Origin of the sequence: Okeania sp., from assembly GCF_035285525.1 — a bacterium.
Lineage (GTDB): Bacteria > Cyanobacteriota > Cyanobacteriia > Cyanobacteriales > Microcoleaceae > Trichodesmium.
Map to the genome: position 1 here is coordinate 27,505 of NZ_JAYKGW010000179.1, position 17,921 is coordinate 45,425.

Consider the following 17,921-nt stretch of genomic DNA (forward strand, 5'->3'; position numbering starts at 1 on the left):
AACTCAAATGAGAGGCTAAATAGACTTTTTTTAAGGATTTATAGTTTTAATTTTGTATTCAGTCTGGAGGAAGGTAAAAAGTAAGCTGAAAAACTTTTGGAATAAGCTTTTCAGTCAACCTCTATCTAGCAAAAATTAGACGTCAGGATGGGCTATTTAAGGTACTAACTGACTAGATGCCTGAATACCCTAATTTATCCTTAATATTCCCAATATGAAGGCTAATTGAAGATAGTATCTATCAGAAGAATGTTGTCTAAAACCATTGTTAAGTAAGACTTACAGGCAGTCTCCCCCCAGATATTCAGTTTATTATAACCGGATTTGGTAGAAGTCCAATTTAGGGAAATAATTTTGATGACTAAAAGCCTTTCGCGAATCATACAATTTCTTAAATTAGTGTTAGTTGCCTTCCTCATGGCACTACTTGTAAATATGGGTATTTCAGTGGCTCATCGTCCCCATGATGTTGTCACACATATTGAACTATCACCAAATTATCAACAAGACCAGACAGTATTAATTGTTGTTAGAAATAACCTGTATCGTTCATCTGATGGAGGTATTTCATGGCAGCGCATTACTCAGGGTTTAGATTATTCTAGTTTCTCCATTACAGATTTGGAGTTCAGTCGGCAAAATGATGGTTTAGCATTTCTAGGAACAGAAGGAGACGGTATCTATCGCTCATCAGATAAAGGACTTACCTGGCAAAATACCAGCGAAGGTTTAGATGAACTTGTTATAGACTACATAAGTGTTTCACCAACTTCATCAAAAATTGTTCTAGCAAGTATATCCGATAGACTCTACTTAACTCAAAATTCTGGGGATAGTTGGCAACAGGTCTTCCAAAGTAAAAATCCTATTCAAGCTTTAGGTTTTTCTAATGATGGCAAATTAGTTATTGCTGCCAATACAAACGAACTCTTGGTTTCTCGCGACAGTGGAAAAACTTGGCAAGAACGCGAGCGCACTGCATCTGGTCTCCCACTAGATACTCCAATTGTTGCTATTGAGTCTATGGTCGGTCAAACAGTCGGTTCAATGTGGTTGGCGACTGAAACCCAAGGTATTTTTCAAACCACTGACCAAGGCAAAACCTGGACAAAACAGGCAAATCCGATCGCCAATGAAATTGTTCAAGATCTCAAAATTATTCCAAGCTCCCAAAATGAACCACAACTGTTTGTTTCCACAGCAAATACTGGATTATTTTACTTGGATGGTCAAGAATGGCAGCCAAGAACTCAGGGACTCAAAACTGATGTCCAAGCCCAACAAATGAAGCAACCTAATTTTACCCAGCTAGAGTTTTCTCCAGATGGCAGCGTGACTTTCCTCGCAGGTTTTGATGGTCTGTTCAAATCTGAAGATCGGGGGCAAAAATGGCAAGACTTAGAAACCATACTTAGGAGTACGGTTGTGGCAATGGCAGTTTCTAATGATTCAACCTTAGCAACTGTGGACTACGTTGGCAACATTAATCTCAGCAAGGATGGTGGTAAAACTTGGAAAATTGCTCAAAAAGGTCTCCAACTACCTTGGTTTACTGGGAACTTTGAATCAGTAGAACCAAACTACGATCCTCGTCGCTACTTTGATGTTGCTTTTTCTCCAAACTACGACCAAGATCAAACACTATGGGCATCACTACTCTGGACAAAAGTCGCAACCAGTCAGGATGGGGGTATTTCCTGGTTAGTTAGTTCCATGCCCAAAGAAGAACGTGGACTCACCATAGGTGTTTCTCCAGACTTCTCAAACGACAAGAATGTTTACACCCTAGCTCAAAGTGGTAATATCTATCAGTCTCAAAATGGAGGTCAAGACTTTAAAAAAGTTGGAGAAGTTCCTTCTCTTCGAGGCAACTATGGTCCATCTATTGTCCTATCCCCTAATTTTGCCAGTGATCGCACTATCTATGTAACTGGAAACAAGGGGATTTATCAAAGTACCGATGGTGGCAAAAACTGGGAAGCTATCACCGAAAATATAGCCTTAGCGCAAGCAGGAAAGATGCAGATAGTAATTTCTCCAGGCTTTGCACAGGATAAAACATTATTTGTTAGTACCAGGGATCAAGGTCTTTTTAAATCACAGGATGGAGGAAAAACTTGGAACCAGCAATTCACTATACCTGGAATAGATACGAACTCACCTGCTTTGGAAGCTATTGCTATTTCACCAAATTATGATAACGATCAAACACTTGTTGTCAGTGTGCAAGGTTTTGGGTTATACAAAAGTGAAAATGGAGGGCAGTCATTCAAACAAATTACAGATGCTTCATTACCAGCATCCAGAATCAGCACCGTTCCTTCATCAGGAAAGCCCATTGTTTTTTCACCAAACTACATTAACGACAGGACTATCTACAGCTTTGGTTCAGCAATTTCGGAAATATTTGAATTAACAAACGATGGCAAGAGCCACGAAAACTTAGCCATTCAGAATTATGAATCAATGGGAGAAGCAGATTTTCTCAGCAATTTTCGGGTAGTTTTATATGTCTATCAAAGTTTATTGAAAAAAGTTGTAGTTCTGTTAGTGGCGATCGTGGGAGGGATAGTTATCTACCGAAAGTTAATCAGAACAAACATTCTATCTTTCCATCAACCTCAAGTTCATCAGTATCAGCAACGTGAACCCTCTATCCAGATGAGTTGGAAAGTTTTGATCGTTGCGATCCTGGTATTGCGCATCTTGTTTTCTTTCGCCAACTTAGATCAAAAGCCTTACAATGCTGATGAAGTTAGAGGCTTTTATCGAATCGCAGGTTATAACCGAGATCAAATTGTTGAAGAAGTTTTTAATGGAAAGATTATTAGTGCAGAAAAAATTCTCACCTATCAAGTTCCAACATCTGCTAAAGGTTTACCAGACACTATGTCCGCACTAGCAGGTAACTCAGAACACACACCTCTCTACTACCTCCTATCTCGTTTTGTAATATCAACCTTCAAAACTCCTTTTGCTGCCAGAGTTTTATCTGTAATCCTTGGATTTGCTTGTTTGCCTGCTGTTTATTGGCTTTGCTATGAGCTTTTCGGTTCGCGATCAGTAGGGTGGATGGCAGTTGGACTAATTAGTGTTTCACCTTATCAAATTCTACTATCTCAAGCTTCCCGTCAGTATAGTCTTTTTGGACTTGCTACTTTAATCTGTACTATAGCACTTCTGCGTGCTATGAGGAAAAATGATAAACTAAGTTGGGTAATTTGCACACTGACTTTCATCGTCGGTCTCTATTCACACCTGTTTTTTGTATTTGTTGCTTTTGGTTACTGCTTGTATCTACTTTCCCTTGGCCTCAAGGAAATTCGAGCCTACTTAGTTCCCTTTATTGTCAGTCTGTCAGTTGCTTTTGCTGCATTTCTCCCTTGGATAATTGTGATTTTGACAAGTATTGATGAAATTCAAGAAAAGACACAATGGGTAAGTAGTCGAAACTCTAATATTTCTATTCTGATCAAAGGTTTGCTCAATAGCTTAGGTGATTCCTTTTTAAATTGGAATAATTCTGTTCCTAAAATAGAGTCTTATTTCGGTTATTTAATCTTTGGTCTGGTTGTTATCTCTTTATACTTTCTGATTCGATTTACACCCAGAAAAGTTTGGTCATTAGTAGTGATATCAATTGCACTGACACCTCTAGTTCTAGTAACTGCCGATCTAATTTTTGGTGGTGGGCGCTCTCTGCAATCTAGATATCTACTTCCTTCTATATTATTTATGCAAATTTCTGTAGCCTATTTCTTGGCTAAGTGTATGATATTTACATTCCCCGCTTGGGAAAAATTCTTGTGGAGATCTGCATATCTAGCAATGGTTTTCGTTGGAATTATCTCTGCCATTGCGATCACCAAAACACCAGGTTGGGATTACCTAGAACAAGGCAAAACAGCAAATGCTTTAAATATAGAGATGGCTCCACTGATTAATGTCGCCAATCATCCAATTGTTATTAGTCAAGCTAGCCACAGTTTCGTCCTAGGTCTGAGTCATTTGGTAAATAAAGACGTTGAGTTCCAACTCGTAAATGATCTTGAGGCAACTGAATTTTCCACTTATTTTAATATACCGGAACTAGCGGAAAAATATGAAGAAGTATTCATCTACTTTCCAGATCAGCAGTTCAAATCCTTTGTAGAAAATCAACGAGGAGTTGAGCTAGAGCCAGTATTTGATACTAAGTTATATCGCCTTTGAACAATCAGCAATCAGCAGTCAGCATTTACTCATATCATGTCTGGTAGCATCGGAGCGTGTATAGAAACCTAACCGTATCTTTGCACGCGGTTCTATAAAATTAAAGTGACAATAGGAGAAAACCTTCTGCCTTCTGCCTTCGTGCCACCAAAATCTAATTATTCAACCGGATATGATACAGCATATTTCCGGTAAATGAGGTACAAGATAAATTTTGGAAACATTGTAGTGCGGGCATCTTGCCCGTATGGGAGTGTTCCTCATGCCTGGTGAAATCCGCTTTATTACCTAAAGAAACCTGGTTTCTAGGATAAATCTTTGTTTTGAGCAATAGACGTCCACGAGAAACCAGGTTTCTGGGTTCACATGGCTTTAGTTCTGATTTATCTGACACGAGCCGGATGCACGGTTCCCAAAAAATCGGACTGAATAAAAAAAATCAAAAAACCATAGGGATTTTAGCCCAATACCCAGAAACCCGGTTTCTTGAAGAAACCGGGTTTCTGAATCTCGATGTTCAAATTAATGAAAACTTCTATAACTGTTGATAATCCCCATTTCTCCTAACTCCTGACTCCTTCCCTCTACTAAAAGACTTTTACGGTTCCCGATAAATCAGCAAGCCCTAAATATATGTAATTAATCAGGACTTACGCAAAGGCACTATCTATCTATAGAGTTTTGGTGCGTTACGCGAGCGCTTTCACACCCTACCAATAGCGGTCATGTGTAAGTCCTATAATATTCTACAACTACTTAAGACAAAATGACCAATGGATCGTATAGTATAATTATGGACAACCTCCTAAAAAAAATATGAAAGAAATTACAATCTTAGGATCTACAGGGTCCATTGGTACTCAAACCTTAGACATTGTAACTCACAACCCAGACAAATTTAGAGTTGTGGGGTTAGCAGCCGGAAGTAACGTAGAAATATTAGCCCGACAGGTCAGAGAATTTCACCCTCAAATTGTTGCTATTAACAATGAGTCCAAATTTACCGAACTCCAAGAGGCCATTGCCGACCTAGAACCTCAACCTATATTGCTTGCTGGCCAGGATGGTGTGACAGAAGTAGCCAGATATGGTAAATCAGAAGCAGTCGTCACAGGTATTGTTGGTTGTGCTGGTTTATTACCAACTATTGCTGCTATTGAAGCAGGTAAAGATATTGCTTTAGCAAATAAAGAAACACTTATTGCCGCAGGTCCAGTTGTTAATCCTTTAATTAAAAAACATGGAGTCAAATTATTACCAGCAGACTCAGAACATTCAGCAATTTTTCAATGTCTTCAAGGGATACCTAAAGGGGGTCTACGCAGAATAATTTTAACTGCCTCTGGTGGTGCTTTTAGAGATTGGCCGATTGAGACATTATCAAAAGTCAAAGTGGCAGATGCTATTAAACATCCTAACTGGTCAATGGGTAGAAAAATTACTGTTGATTCTGCCACAATGATGAATAAAGGTTTGGAAGTTATTGAAGCTCATTATTTGTTTGGGTTGGATTATGACAATATTGATATTGTGGTTCATCCTCAGAGTATAATTCACTCCTTAATTGAGTTACAAGATACTTCTGTTTTAGCTCAGTTGGGTTGGCCGGATATGCGTTTACCTCTACTTTACGCTTTATCTTGGCCGGAAAGAATCTATACTGATTGGGCACAGTTAGATTTAGTTAAAGCTGGAAGTCTGACTTTCAAGGAACCTGATAATTTGAAATATCCTTGCATTCAGTTGGCTTATTCTATGGGTCGTATAGGTGGTTCTATGACTGCAGTTTTGAATGCAACCAATGAACAGGCTGTAGAATTATTTTTGTCAGAAAAAATTCCGTTTTTAGGTATTCCTAAATTAATTGAATATGTATGTGCAAAGCATAATTCAAGTTATCAAAAAAAACCTAGCTTAGATGATATTTTAGCTGCAGACCAATGGGCAAGAAAAGAGGCTTTGGCAGCAATAAGTATTGGAAATAATTCTCTAACAAGTGTCAACTATTCTAGTAAAAATAAATTAAATGGGAAAAAAAATAATTTAGACAGAAGTATTCTAAAATTAACAGAAAATGATCGGATACAATTTAACAATTGTTATCAAAGGGGATTAACTAAATATGAAGCACAAGACTATCAATCAGCTTTAAGAGAGTTTGATCGGGCAATAGAGATAAACCCTGCTCATATAGATGCTTATATTTGCAGAGGTAATGTTAAGGATAAATTAGAAGATTATCAAGGAGCAATTGTTGATTATAATCAGGCAATTCAAATAGATTCAACCAATTCAAAAGCTTATCATAGTCGGGGAAATACACTGCGAAAAATTGGCGACAATTGGGGGGCAATAACTGATTATAATAAAGCAATTAGACTCAACTCTAATTATAAATTTTCCCAGGATTGAAGTAATTATGAAGACCCAGAAACTGTAAAAAATTTACTACAGGAGTAAGCTGATCTGATCTTTAATAAAGAAATAGGAAATAGGGAAAAGGTGGGCGTATTTAGTGAGGTACAAAAATTTAGGTTTAAGAGAATATGAAAAACGCAAGGAAAAGAAAAAAATAAGTAATTGTGCAAAATTATTTGTATATATTTTCGTCTCTAAGTCTGAGGGATTGAGAAGTTAATACACAATTAATTAATTTTGCTTAAGCACTTAAGTGTACCTCACAAAAGAAGTTTGAGAAAAACTATAAGCAAAATATTCCCTTTGTTAATTACACAATATTTTTCGATTTCTTATAGAAAATTTATTACCGAATAATTAATAATTAAATAATTCAGGTTGAAAAACTCCCTTTTCAAGGAAGAAAGCGGTCGTTACGCAGCTTCCCGAAGGGTGAGATGGTGAGGTCTCTCTAAAAATAATTATCAATTATCCATTATCAATTATCCATTAATAAACTATGTATACCACATCCGAAAATACCACCATAGTTATAGTAGCTTTCATTGCTCTTGTAATTTTGGGCTGGGGATACTACAGAGCCAAACCTTATGGTAAAATGGGCGTCTTATCTTGGTTACAATCAGTAGTTTTGATGTTACCTTGGCTACTATTTTTCGCTCTGTTTGCTGCAGGAATTTATCTGAATTTAGTATTGATTTTATTTCTGCTAATACTTTGTACAGGATTGTACATTTATTTAGGAAAGCAATTACGAATAATAGCAGCTCAAGAAGCAAAAAATAAACCGGAAATTGATCCTATTAATAACTATTCAACATCTGATTTAAGTGAAGAAAAAACTCCACTATCAAATCTAGAGGAAACAGAAAACATTGAAGAAATTCCCGAATTTCTTCCTATTCCTACTCAAGACTTACAAAAAATAAAAGACATTTTTGGTATTGATACCTTTTTTGCCACAGAAACTATCCCTTATCAAGAAGGAGCTATTTTCAAAGGAAATTTACGAGGAGCTTCAGAACAAGTTCATACTAAATTATCAGCAAAATTGGCAGAAAAACTAGGCGATCGCTACCGACTATTTTTATTAGAAAGTCCAGAAGCTAAACCAGTAGTAATTATTTTACCAAGTAAAAATGACCCTCAACCTGCTACCACATCACAAAAAATTCTGGCAGTTCTTCTCTTACTAGGAACTATTGCTACCAGTTTTGAAGCAGGAGGATTATTATTAGGGTTCGACTTTTTTAATCAACCCATAAAATATCAGGAAGCATTACCTATTGTTATTGGTTTGTGGATAGTTTTGATAGGTCACGAAATAGCTCACCAAGTTTTGGCAAAACGTCATAATGTTAGCTTTAGTTGGCCGTTTTTTCTTCCTGCTTGGCAAATTGGCAGTTTTGGTTCTGTTAACCGTTTTGAGTCAATCATTCCTAACCGAAAAGTTCTGTTTGATGTCGCTTTTGCCGGACCTGCTGTGGGAGGTATAATTTCTTTGGCAATGTTATTAGGGGGTTTATTGCTTTCCCATGAAGGCAGTTTGTTTCAAATGCCATCAGAATTTTTTAGAGCTTCTGTTTTAGTGGGAACTTTAGCACGGGTGATTTTAGGTCCAGCAGTACATCAAAATATAGTAGATGTTCACCCACTAGCAATAATGGGTTGGTTGGGTTTGCTCATTACAGCAATTAATCTAATGCCAGCGGGTCAGTTAGATGGTGGTAGAATTATACAAGCAATTTATGGTCGGAAAGTTGCAGGTAGAGCAACATTATTGACTTTTGTAGTCTTGGCGATCGCTTCTTTTGTTAATCCTTTAGCGTTTTATTGGGGAATTATTATTCTGGTATTACAACGAAATTTAGAACGCCCTTGTTTAAATGAATTAACTGAACCTGATGATGCTCGTGCTGCTTTATGTTTGTTAGCTTTGTTTTTAGCGATCGCTACTTTGTTTCCTCTAACTCCAGGTTTAGCTGGTAGGTTGGGTATTGGTGGTTAGCGGGAAAAAATCACTTAATTGAGAACTTACGCAACGACCCTAGATATAGTGCTTAAAACTGTTGCGCAATAGTTTTTAAATCTATATATAGGGTTTGCTGATTTATCGGGAACCGTAAAAATCTTTTAGTAGTGGGGAGGAGCTAGAATCCAGAATCCAGAATCTAGGAGGAATGGGAATCATAGAAGAAGTAGCCAGAAGAATTTTCTCTTTATTTTCTACCCCCTTTCTTGCCCAAAATCCTAGATTTTTGATTGATCAGGAACCGTACTGGAATCACCCAAAAGCTGGTACTTTATTAGTATCTGCAAAGGCTGAAATCTTTACCAGCAAACACTTTTATATTTCCATACGCCAGCCCTATATAGTACCTTAGTACCTTTGCACGAGTCTTGTTAATTGACATTACGTCACAAAGCGTTATTATATGATAGTTACTTCAATTAATGACGTGGTGAAATTTGTCAAACCAAGAGAAGCTGCTGAAATATGAGGAGTGGATGTACGTACTTTGGTTAGATGGGAACAAAATGGAGAAATAAATGCCATTAAAACACCATCAGGACAAAGGCGCTATGATATTGACTCCTATATCAAAAAAACACCGATAACTAACAGAAAAACCGTTCTATACTGTCGTGTGTCAAGCAATGCTCAAAAATCAGACTTAAATAAGCAAGTAGCAGAACTTCAAAGTTTATACCCTAATGCTGAAACTATTAAAGAAATAGGAGGTGGTTTAAATTTTAAGCGCCAAAAACTGTTGAACCTGTTGTCTCAAATCTTAAAAGGAGAAGTGCAGCGAGTTATAGTTGCCCATAAGGATAGATTAGCTAGATTTGGGTTTGACTTATTCAATTGGATTTGTGAACAAAATAACTGTGATTTAATAGTTTTGAACACGAAAGGTTTATCTCCAGAATCCGAAATTATTGAGGATATTTTGGCTATATTGCATTACTTTTCTAGCAGAGTTTCTGCCTTGAGAAAATACAAAACTCAAATTAAAAATGACCCAGAAATATCCACAAATTACTCAGAACTAAACTAAGAACTTATAATTGCTAGAAGTCTCGATTGTTAAATGGCTATATTTGTGTATGGAGGCTTCTTGCCTGTTCCTGATATTTTTGGACGGGCAGGATGCCCATCCCACTTATATTTATTCCTTAATACATAAGTTTATTCGGTTTCATTTTCTGATTCAATTTCTGAGTTGATTTCCCAATCAGAATCATCTAAATTTTTATCTACATCAGGAATATTTTCTGATTCAATTTCTGAGTTGATTTCCCAATCAGAATCATCTAAATTTTTATCTACATCAGGGATATTTTCTGATTCAATCTCTGAGTTGATTTCCCAATCAGAATCATCTAAATTTTTATCTACATCAGGGATATTTTCTGATTCAATTTCTAGATTAATTACCGTTTCAGAATCATCATTTTCGTCAGTTATAAATTCAGTTACAGTAACTGACTCTACTTCAGAAGTTACTTCAGGTTGCGGTTCCTCGTAGATATATTCCGGGTCAACAATACTAAATGCTTCCTGGAGTGAAATTTCTCCTCGAATTATTTTACTGAAATTATCTTCCTTACCTGGTTCGTAAGTAATCAAATGAGTAGTATTATTATAAACATTATTAAATGGATTACCAAATTCATCAATATACTCCAACTTTATCCAATTTTTTCCTGGATCAAATCCTTGTAAATATATTGATTCCCATCGATCAGTAATGAAACTGCTTCCATTAACAGTAATACGAATCCGCCAATCATCTATCTCATCTTCTATATCTGCTTGTGCTATCAAATGTGAAGGTATATTATTAAGATAGTAGTCAACCATAATAGGTTCCGCACCATAGCTACCTACCGGACTATTATAAGTTAACAATGGTAAGTCAGGAGTAGGATTATTATTTGGGGTCTTAGTAAAAACGTGAAATGTAGTTTGAGCGTAAGCACCTTGATTCTTAAAACTTTCATCCCACGGACTACAGGCAAAAACCCTGAGAGTATGAGTACCTGCTTCTAAATCTGATAGTACAATAGATTCACTTAGGTTATAGATTTTTGTGTAATGTTGATCGTCTAAGATTACTTCTAAATAAGGTCCTAAGTCTAGATCAGACTTAAATATAGGTAAATCTTGAACCTCAAGTTCCAGAGGAATATCATTGTCTTCAAATATTTGATCTGGTTGCGGGTTTTGTATTTTGATTTGAGGTTGGTATTTGTCTATTGCTTGACGTAATAATTGAATTATTTCTGGTGGGGAAACTTCAGATATTTTAGGTGGAGAAATGGCTTCAGATTTCTGAAGACCAATTTTCGGTAATTCTCGGAGGCGATCGCTACAACCGACTAAACCAGATATTAAAACTACTGTAATTAGGAATGCGATAATTTTTCTCAGATATATTCTTTGCAAATTTATGCCAAACACTTTCGGTACTCCTATAAATTGAGAGTTAACATTGATTTTTTTCTATAGTCAATGATAATTTTATCTGTAAAGTTTTGACACTAACTCTTAATCTTTCTGCAAATTCCTGATTGTTTCATATCTTAGACAGTTTGTATATATTTTTCTAGGATAGTCTATATTTTTGACCTTTAGCTAACAACAGTCAATTAACTAACGCCAACATTGTTATTATGAATATAGGTTTGTAACTTTACCAGGAAATATAGTCTCACAAATAATATCATGTCCGGATCATCAGTGAGCAAGAAACCTTTTCCCTCTTCATTTTCCCCTTAAAGCTTTGTTTTTCCTTTGTCTTCTGCTTTCTGACCTCTGCTTTTTACCTTCTGCCCTCTGCAACTTTGAGTTTTGTAAAATTTTAGGGGATATATCTTGACTTTTTTTCCTTGCTGTGAGCTATAAACAATAATTTATTAATTATTTATCAAGAAATTTTAATAATTGTAAACATAGAACTTAAACTTCTGAACCAAGTCTATAATCACCTAAAGAACGTCGCATTTACAGTGAATTGGTAAAACCAATGTCTATGTACCTGTGATATTTATGCCAAAATACTATATAGTATTGGCAGAAACAAAGAGTGTGGTGTTGCACTCTAGCAAAAAGCAGTTAAAAGCTGCAAATATGCAAAAGATATTGATAATTCTTTACAACTTTTATCAGTGTCTACAACATCAATAATTTAGTTAGTTGTCTTTGGGAGAGGAGAGTCTTCATGACCATAAGTCCTCCAGAGCGCGAGGCAAAGGTAAGAGTAACCGTTGATACTGACCCCGTACCTACTTCCTTTGAAAAGTTTGGTAAGCCTGGTCACTTCAGTCGTACTCTTTCCAGAGGTCCAAAAACCACCACCTGGATTTGGAACCTCCATTCTAGCGCTCACGACTTTGATAGTCACACTTCTGATTTAGAAGATGTATCGCGCAAAATCTTCAGCGCACACTTCGGCCACCTGGCCGTAATCTTTATCTGGTTGAGTGGCGCATATTTTCATGGCGCTAAATTTTCCAACTATGAAGCTTGGTTAACAGACCCTACAGGAATTAAACCAAGTGCGCAAGTTGTTTGGCCAATTGTTGGCCAAGGAATTTTAAATGGTGATGTGGGTGGTGGTTTCCATGGTATCCAAATCACCTCTGGATTATTCCAATTATGGCGTGCTTCTGGGATCACCAATGAGTACCAACTATACTGCACAGCGATCGGTGCCTTAGTAATGGCTGCCTTAATGATGTTTGCAGGTTGGTTCCATTACCACAAGAAAGCACCTAAGTTGGAATGGTTCCAGAACGTAGAATCAATGATGAACCACCACTTAGCAGGCTTACTAGGTTTAGGTTGCTTATCTTGGGCGGGTCACCAGATTCACGTTTCTCTGCCTATTAACAAGTTGTTAGATTCTGGGGTAGCACCAGCGGATATTCCTCTACCCCATGAATTTCTCTTTGATAAGAGCTTTATGGCAGAGTTATACCCTAGTTTTGCTAAAGGTTTAACTCCATTCTTTACATTAAATTGGGGAGAATACGCTGACTTCCTAACCTTTAAAGGTGGTTTAAATCCTGTAACAGGTGGCCTATGGTTATCTGATACAGCTCACCATCACTTAGCATTAGCGGTATTATTCATCGTTGCTGGCCACATGTACCGGACAAACTGGGGCATTGGTCACAGCATGAAAGAGATCTTAGAAGCTCATAAAGATCCACTCCTCATCGGTGGTGAAGGTCATAAAGGTCTATATGAAGCTTTAACAACTTCCTGGCACGCTCAGTTAGCAATTAACTTGGCTATGTTAGGTTCTCTAAGCATCATTGTGGCGCATCACATGTATGCAATGCCACCATATCCCTATATTGCTACTGACTACCCAACTCAATTATCCCTATTCACACACCATGTATGGATTGGAGGATTCTTGATTGTGGGAGCAGGATCCCATGGAGCTATTTTCATGGTGCGGGATTACGATCCAGCCAAGAATGTTAACAACGTTCTGGATAGAGTCATTCGTCACCGGGATGCAATTATCTCTCACTTGAACTGGGTTTGTATTTTCCTAGGTTTCCATAGCTTTGGTTTATACGTCCACAACGATACAATGAGAGCTTTTGGTCGTCCCCAAGATATGTTCTCTGATAGTGCTATTCAGTTACAGCCAATATTTGCTCAGTGGGTACAAAATATTCATGCTTTGGCTCCTGGCAATACTGCTCCTAATGCGTTAGCATCAGTGAGTCCAGCTTTTGGTGGGGATTTAGTAGCAGTAGGTGGGAAAGTGGCAATGATGCCAATCACATTGGGTACAGCGGACTTCATGGTTCACCATATCCATGCTTTTACTATCCACGTTACAGTTCTAATCTTACTCAAAGGTGTACTGTTTGCTCGTAACTCTCGTCTGATTCCAGATAAGAGTCAGTTGGGCTTTGCTTTCCCTTGCGACGGTCCTGGTCGTGGTGGTACTTGTCAAGTTTCCGGTTGGGACCATGTGTTCTTAGGTCTTTTCTGGATGTACAATTCTCTGTCAATTGTAATTTTCCACTTTAGCTGGAAAATGCAGTCAGATGTTTGGGGAACAGTAGACCCAGATGGTACAGTAAGTCATATTACCTACGGTAACTTCGCTGAAAGTGCAATAACAATCAATGGTTGGTTGCGTGATTTCTTGTGGGCACAAGCATCAAACGTAATTACATCCTACGGTTCAGAATTGTCTGCTTATGGTTTATTGTTCTTAGGCGCACACTTTGTCTGGGCATTTAGCTTAATGTTCTTGTTTAGTGGTCGTGGCTACTGGCAAGAGTTGATCGAGTCTATTGTTTGGGCTCATAATAAGTTAAAGGTTGCTCCAGCAATTCAGCCTCGTGCTTTAAGCATCACCCAAGGTCGGGCAGTAGGAGTAGCTCACTATCTCCTAGGCGGAATAGCTACAACCTGGGCATTCTTCCTGGCTAGAATAATTTCAGTAGGATAGAATGCAATAGCATTTTTAAGATTCTTCCTTGGGGATTGACTTATCCTCAATCCCCAATTTAATCTAAATTCTCAAAGGCTCGCAAGGCTTAGATATTAAAGATTTATGGCCACAAAATTCCCAAAATTCAGCCAAGACCTGGCACAAGATCCAACCACTCGTCGGATATGGTACGGGATTGCTACAGCCCATGACTTTGAAACCCATGATGGTATGACAGAAGAAAATCTTTACCAAAAGATTTTTGCTTCTCACTTCGGCCATCTAGCAATCATTTTCCTCTGGACTTCTGGTAGCCTGTTCCACGTTGCTTGGCAAGGAAACTTTGAACAGTGGATTAAAGATCCTCTGAATGTACGTCCCATCGCCCATGCGATTTGGGATCCTCAATTTGGTCAAGGTGCAGTAGATGCCTTTACCCAAGCTGGAGCTTCTAATCCAGTAGATATAGCATATTCTGGTGTGTACCATTGGTGGTACACCATCGGCATGAGAACAAACGGAGACTTGTATCAGGGTTCCATCTTCCTCCTGATCTTGGCATCCATCATGCTGTTCGCTGGTTGGTTACACCTCCAGCCCAGTTTCCGTCCGAGCCTAGCCTGGTTCAAAAACGCTGAATCCCGCTTAAATCACCATTTAGCAGGTTTATTCGGTGTTAGTTCCTTAGCTTGGACTGGTCACTTAGTTCACGTTGCAATTCCTGAATCTCGCGGACAGCACGTTGGTTGGGATAACTTCCTCACAACTATGCCTCATCCCGCAGGTTTAGGCCCGTTCTTCTCAGGAAATTGGGGCGTTTATGCTCAAAATCCTGACACTGTTAATCATGTGTTTGGTACTTCCGAAGGTGCGGGGACTGCAATTTTAACTTTCTTGGGTGGTTTCCATCCTCAAACTGAGTCCTTGTGGTTGACTGATATGGCTCATCACCACTTGGCGATCGCAGTTATATTCATTATTGCTGGTCACATGTACCGCACTAACTTTGGTATTGGTCACAGTATCAAAGAAATGCTTGATTCTAAAGCTGGTTTAGTTGGTGGTAAGAGTGAAGGTCAGTTCAACTTGCCTCACCAAGGTTTGTATGAAACTCTCAACAACTCTCTACACTTCCAGTTAGCTTTAGCTCTAGCTTGTTTAGGTGTAATTACTTCCTTGGTAGCACAGCATATGTATGCTTTGCCTCCTTATGCTTTCATGTCAAGGGATTACACGACAATGGCTGCGCTTTACACCCACCACCAGTATATTGCTGGTTTCATCATGGTAGGTGCTTTTGCTCACGGTGCAATTTTCCTAGTAAGGGATTATGATCCAGAGCAAAACAAAGGTAACGTATTGGATCGTGTATTAAATCATAAAGAAGCTATCATCTCTCACTTGAGCTGGGTTTCTTTATTCTTAGGCTTCCACACTCTAGGTCTTTATGTACACAACGATGTAGTGGTTGCTTTTGGCACTCCTGAAAAGCAAATCTTGATTGAGCCAGTATTTGCTCAGTTCATTCAAGCTGCTTCCGGGAAGGCTTTATACGGAATGGATGTTTTATTATCTAACTCTGATAGTATTGCTTCCACTGCTGGTGCTGTATGGTTACCAAATTGGTTAGAAGCTATCAATAGTGGTACTAATTCTCTGTTCTTAAGCATTGGACCTGGAGATTTCTTGGTTCACCATGCGATCGCTCTAGGTTTGCATACAACTACTTTAATTTTGGTTAAAGGTGCGTTGGATGCTCGTGGTTCTAAGTTAATGCCAGACAAGAAAGACTTCGGTTACGCATTCCCTTGCGATGGCCCTGGTCGTGGCGGTACTTGCGATATCTCTGCTTGGGACTCTTTCTACCTATCTATGTTCTGGATGTTAAACACCATTGGTTGGGTAACATTCTACTGGCACTGGAAGAATTTGTCTGTATGGCAAGATAATTTAGCTCAGTTCAATCAATCTTCTACTTATTTGATGGGTTGGTTGCGTGATTATCTGTGGTTGAACTCTTCCCAGTTAATTAACGGTTATAATCCTTATGGAACTAATAACTTGTCTGTTTGGGCATGGATGTTCTTACTTGGACACCTTGTTTGGGCAACTGGTTTCATGTTCCTCATCTCTTGGCGTGGTTATTGGCAAGAGTTGATTGAAACTATTGTTTGGGCACATGAGCGTACTCCTCTAGCTAACTTGGTTCGCTGGAAGGATAAGCCTGTTGCTCTTTCTATTGTTCAAGCTCGTGTTGTTGGTTTAGCTCACTTCACTGCGGGTTATGTTATAACTTACGCTGCATTCTTGATAGCTTCTACTGCTGGTAAGTTCGGTTAGTTTTTAGAGATTAGCTGAACTCTGGTTTAGTAGATTAATTAAGTTAAACCTCCTACCTTTTTTGGTGGAGGTTTTTTTGCGTTATGACTGGGAGCATCGGGCAGACAGAGATTTGCCCACGGATCTACAGATTAACTGATGGGATGAGTTGACAGTCTTTGGTTTTACAGTTTATAGCGGTTTTCACAAAGGTAGACTACAGACAAAATATAAATATTTTTGAAGTTTAATAATTACAGATATGATAGCTGTATTCTATGTTAATGAAAACCGCTATAAGCTTTGGATAACTATAAATATTGCGATCGCCTTTTTTTAGTTATAAAGTTAGTAATGTTGTACAAAATATAGAAAAAGATGAGTTATTTCAGAAATTAATCTGATCATTGGTTGGACACAGAAAAAACAAGATTAGAAAGAGAAAGATGGAACTCAGAAAGTGAAAACATATACGATCTGGAGGATCGATTGAGTGATATCAAAGAAGAGATTAACAGACGTGCAAGAGAACAAGAAACAAGGGAAAAAAGGGTTGATAGAGGAAAAAGCACCAAGACTGAAAATAAAGGGGGATATTCGGGATGTTTATGGTTAATAATATTTATTCTAGTTTGGTTTGTTTACTCTCTTTTCCATCAAGAAAAACCACGAACTTTAGTAAGCAAAGATGGAGACCTGAAGATTAAACATTTACTTTCCTATCAAGAAGCTTGCGAAACAGGACAAGCAAGAAGTTCTTATAAAACTAAAAAAGGACTCGAAGGCGAATTATATCCTACTAAGTGTAATCAAGAACTGGGTAACGTTGAAGAATATTCATTTCTTGATAATAGGGACGATAATAGATGTCAAGGAATCGCAAAAATTAGCACTGTTGAAGGAAAGATTTTTACATACTGGAGAGTTGATAAAAAAGTTCCAGGTTATATTTATGAAACTGTTGGAGAAACATATAATGTAGAAATGAATTAGTTTAAAAAAAGCTATTTCATATTAGAACTTGCTTTTGGACTACGAATATAAAACTTTATGTTGAAAACTTCTACAATACTTTTTAGATAGATGACTTTAAAACCTTGTAGGGACGTTCTATGGAACGTCTTTATTTATTCTTTGTTTCTTTTTCTTTCTATGAGAAAATAACCTTCTTTTTTATAAGCAAAGAATCTTCTGCCGATGAAAATTTATTATCATTGTTTCATGGGCGTTGGTAGTTGGATGATTTTTTACTAAGGATGATACTTATTATTTGCTCTAGTTAAGTATTTTATAAGTATTAGAAACAAATTACTCAAGTTTATCTCTTGATTTAGCAACGCCCTTTCATGTGCAGCTCCACTAAATCTATATTTATAAATTATCATGTCAACTTCTACCGAAAATCTCTACAATTTTGTCATTTTCTGTCAACAACACATCACTGGAGATGAAAAAGGGGAGGCACAAATATTTTTAGACCGTTTTTTTCAAGCTTTCGGACAT

9 protein-coding genes and 1 pseudogene are annotated in these 17,921 nt (G+C 37.7%); 9 read left to right on the plus strand and 1 reads right to left on the minus strand.

The annotated features are described in order from the left end of the window. The first annotated feature begins 357 nt into the window (after positions 1-357). The 6 genes and pseudogenes from VKJ25_RS17475 to VKJ25_RS17500 all read left to right on the plus strand — a co-directional run bounded on the left by VKJ25_RS17475 (position 358) and on the right by VKJ25_RS17500 (position 9,689). Positions 358-4,212, plus strand: coding sequence for a VPS10 domain-containing protein (locus VKJ25_RS17475; RefSeq protein ID WP_324237916.1), 3,855 nt, complete (start codon positions 358-360; stop codon positions 4,210-4,212). An 816-nt stretch (positions 4,213-5,028) separates the two neighbouring features. After that, positions 5,029-6,180: pseudogene (dxr, locus tag VKJ25_RS17480) on the plus strand (1-deoxy-D-xylulose-5-phosphate reductoisomerase); the annotation flags it as partial. Beyond that, entirely contained in the window at positions 6,172-6,624 is a 453-nt protein-coding gene (locus tag VKJ25_RS17485; protein WP_324237924.1) for a tetratricopeptide repeat protein, read from the plus strand. The pseudogene dxr and the gene VKJ25_RS17485, both read left to right, overlap by 9 nt. 505 nt (positions 6,625-7,129) lie before the next feature. Beyond that, a complete protein-coding gene (locus tag VKJ25_RS17490) occupies positions 7,130-8,638 on the plus strand; it encodes a site-2 protease family protein (RefSeq protein WP_324237917.1) in 1,509 nt (502 codons plus the stop codon). 172 nt (positions 8,639-8,810) lie between these two features. After that, positions 8,811-9,014, plus strand: a complete 204-nt coding sequence (locus tag VKJ25_RS17495; protein ID WP_324237918.1) for a hypothetical protein — start codon at positions 8,811-8,813, stop codon at positions 9,012-9,014. Positions 9,015-9,134: 120 nt separating this feature from the next. Continuing rightward, entirely contained in the window at positions 9,135-9,689 is a 555-nt protein-coding gene (locus VKJ25_RS17500) for an IS607 family transposase (protein ID WP_324237919.1), read from the plus strand. Positions 9,690-9,820: 131 nt separating this feature from the next. Here the strand turns inward: VKJ25_RS17500 and VKJ25_RS17505 are convergent, their stop codons facing one another. Then, the gene (locus VKJ25_RS17505; RefSeq protein ID WP_324237920.1) at positions 9,821-11,095 is read right to left on the minus strand and encodes a hypothetical protein; all 1,275 of its coding nucleotides are present in this window, start codon (positions 11,093-11,095) and stop codon (positions 9,821-9,823) included. Positions 11,096-11,855: 760 nt separating this feature from the next. Between VKJ25_RS17505 and psaA the strand changes: the two genes are divergently transcribed. From psaA to VKJ25_RS17520, 3 genes are all read left to right on the plus strand, one after another. After that, complete coding sequence (psaA, locus tag VKJ25_RS17510; RefSeq protein WP_324237921.1) at positions 11,856-14,117, plus strand: photosystem I core protein PsaA; 2,262 nt, start codon at positions 11,856-11,858, stop codon at positions 14,115-14,117. Between the two features lie 105 nt (positions 14,118-14,222). Continuing rightward, positions 14,223-16,439 (plus strand): photosystem I core protein PsaB, encoded by a 2,217-nt coding sequence (gene psaB, locus VKJ25_RS17515; protein ID WP_324237922.1) that lies wholly within the window; start codon positions 14,223-14,225, stop codon positions 16,437-16,439. Positions 16,440-16,829: 390 nt separating this feature from the next. Further along, the gene (locus tag VKJ25_RS17520; protein ID WP_324237923.1) at positions 16,830-17,411 is read left to right on the plus strand and encodes a hypothetical protein; all 582 of its coding nucleotides are present in this window, start codon (positions 16,830-16,832) and stop codon (positions 17,409-17,411) included. Positions 17,412-17,921 lie beyond the last annotated feature (510 nt).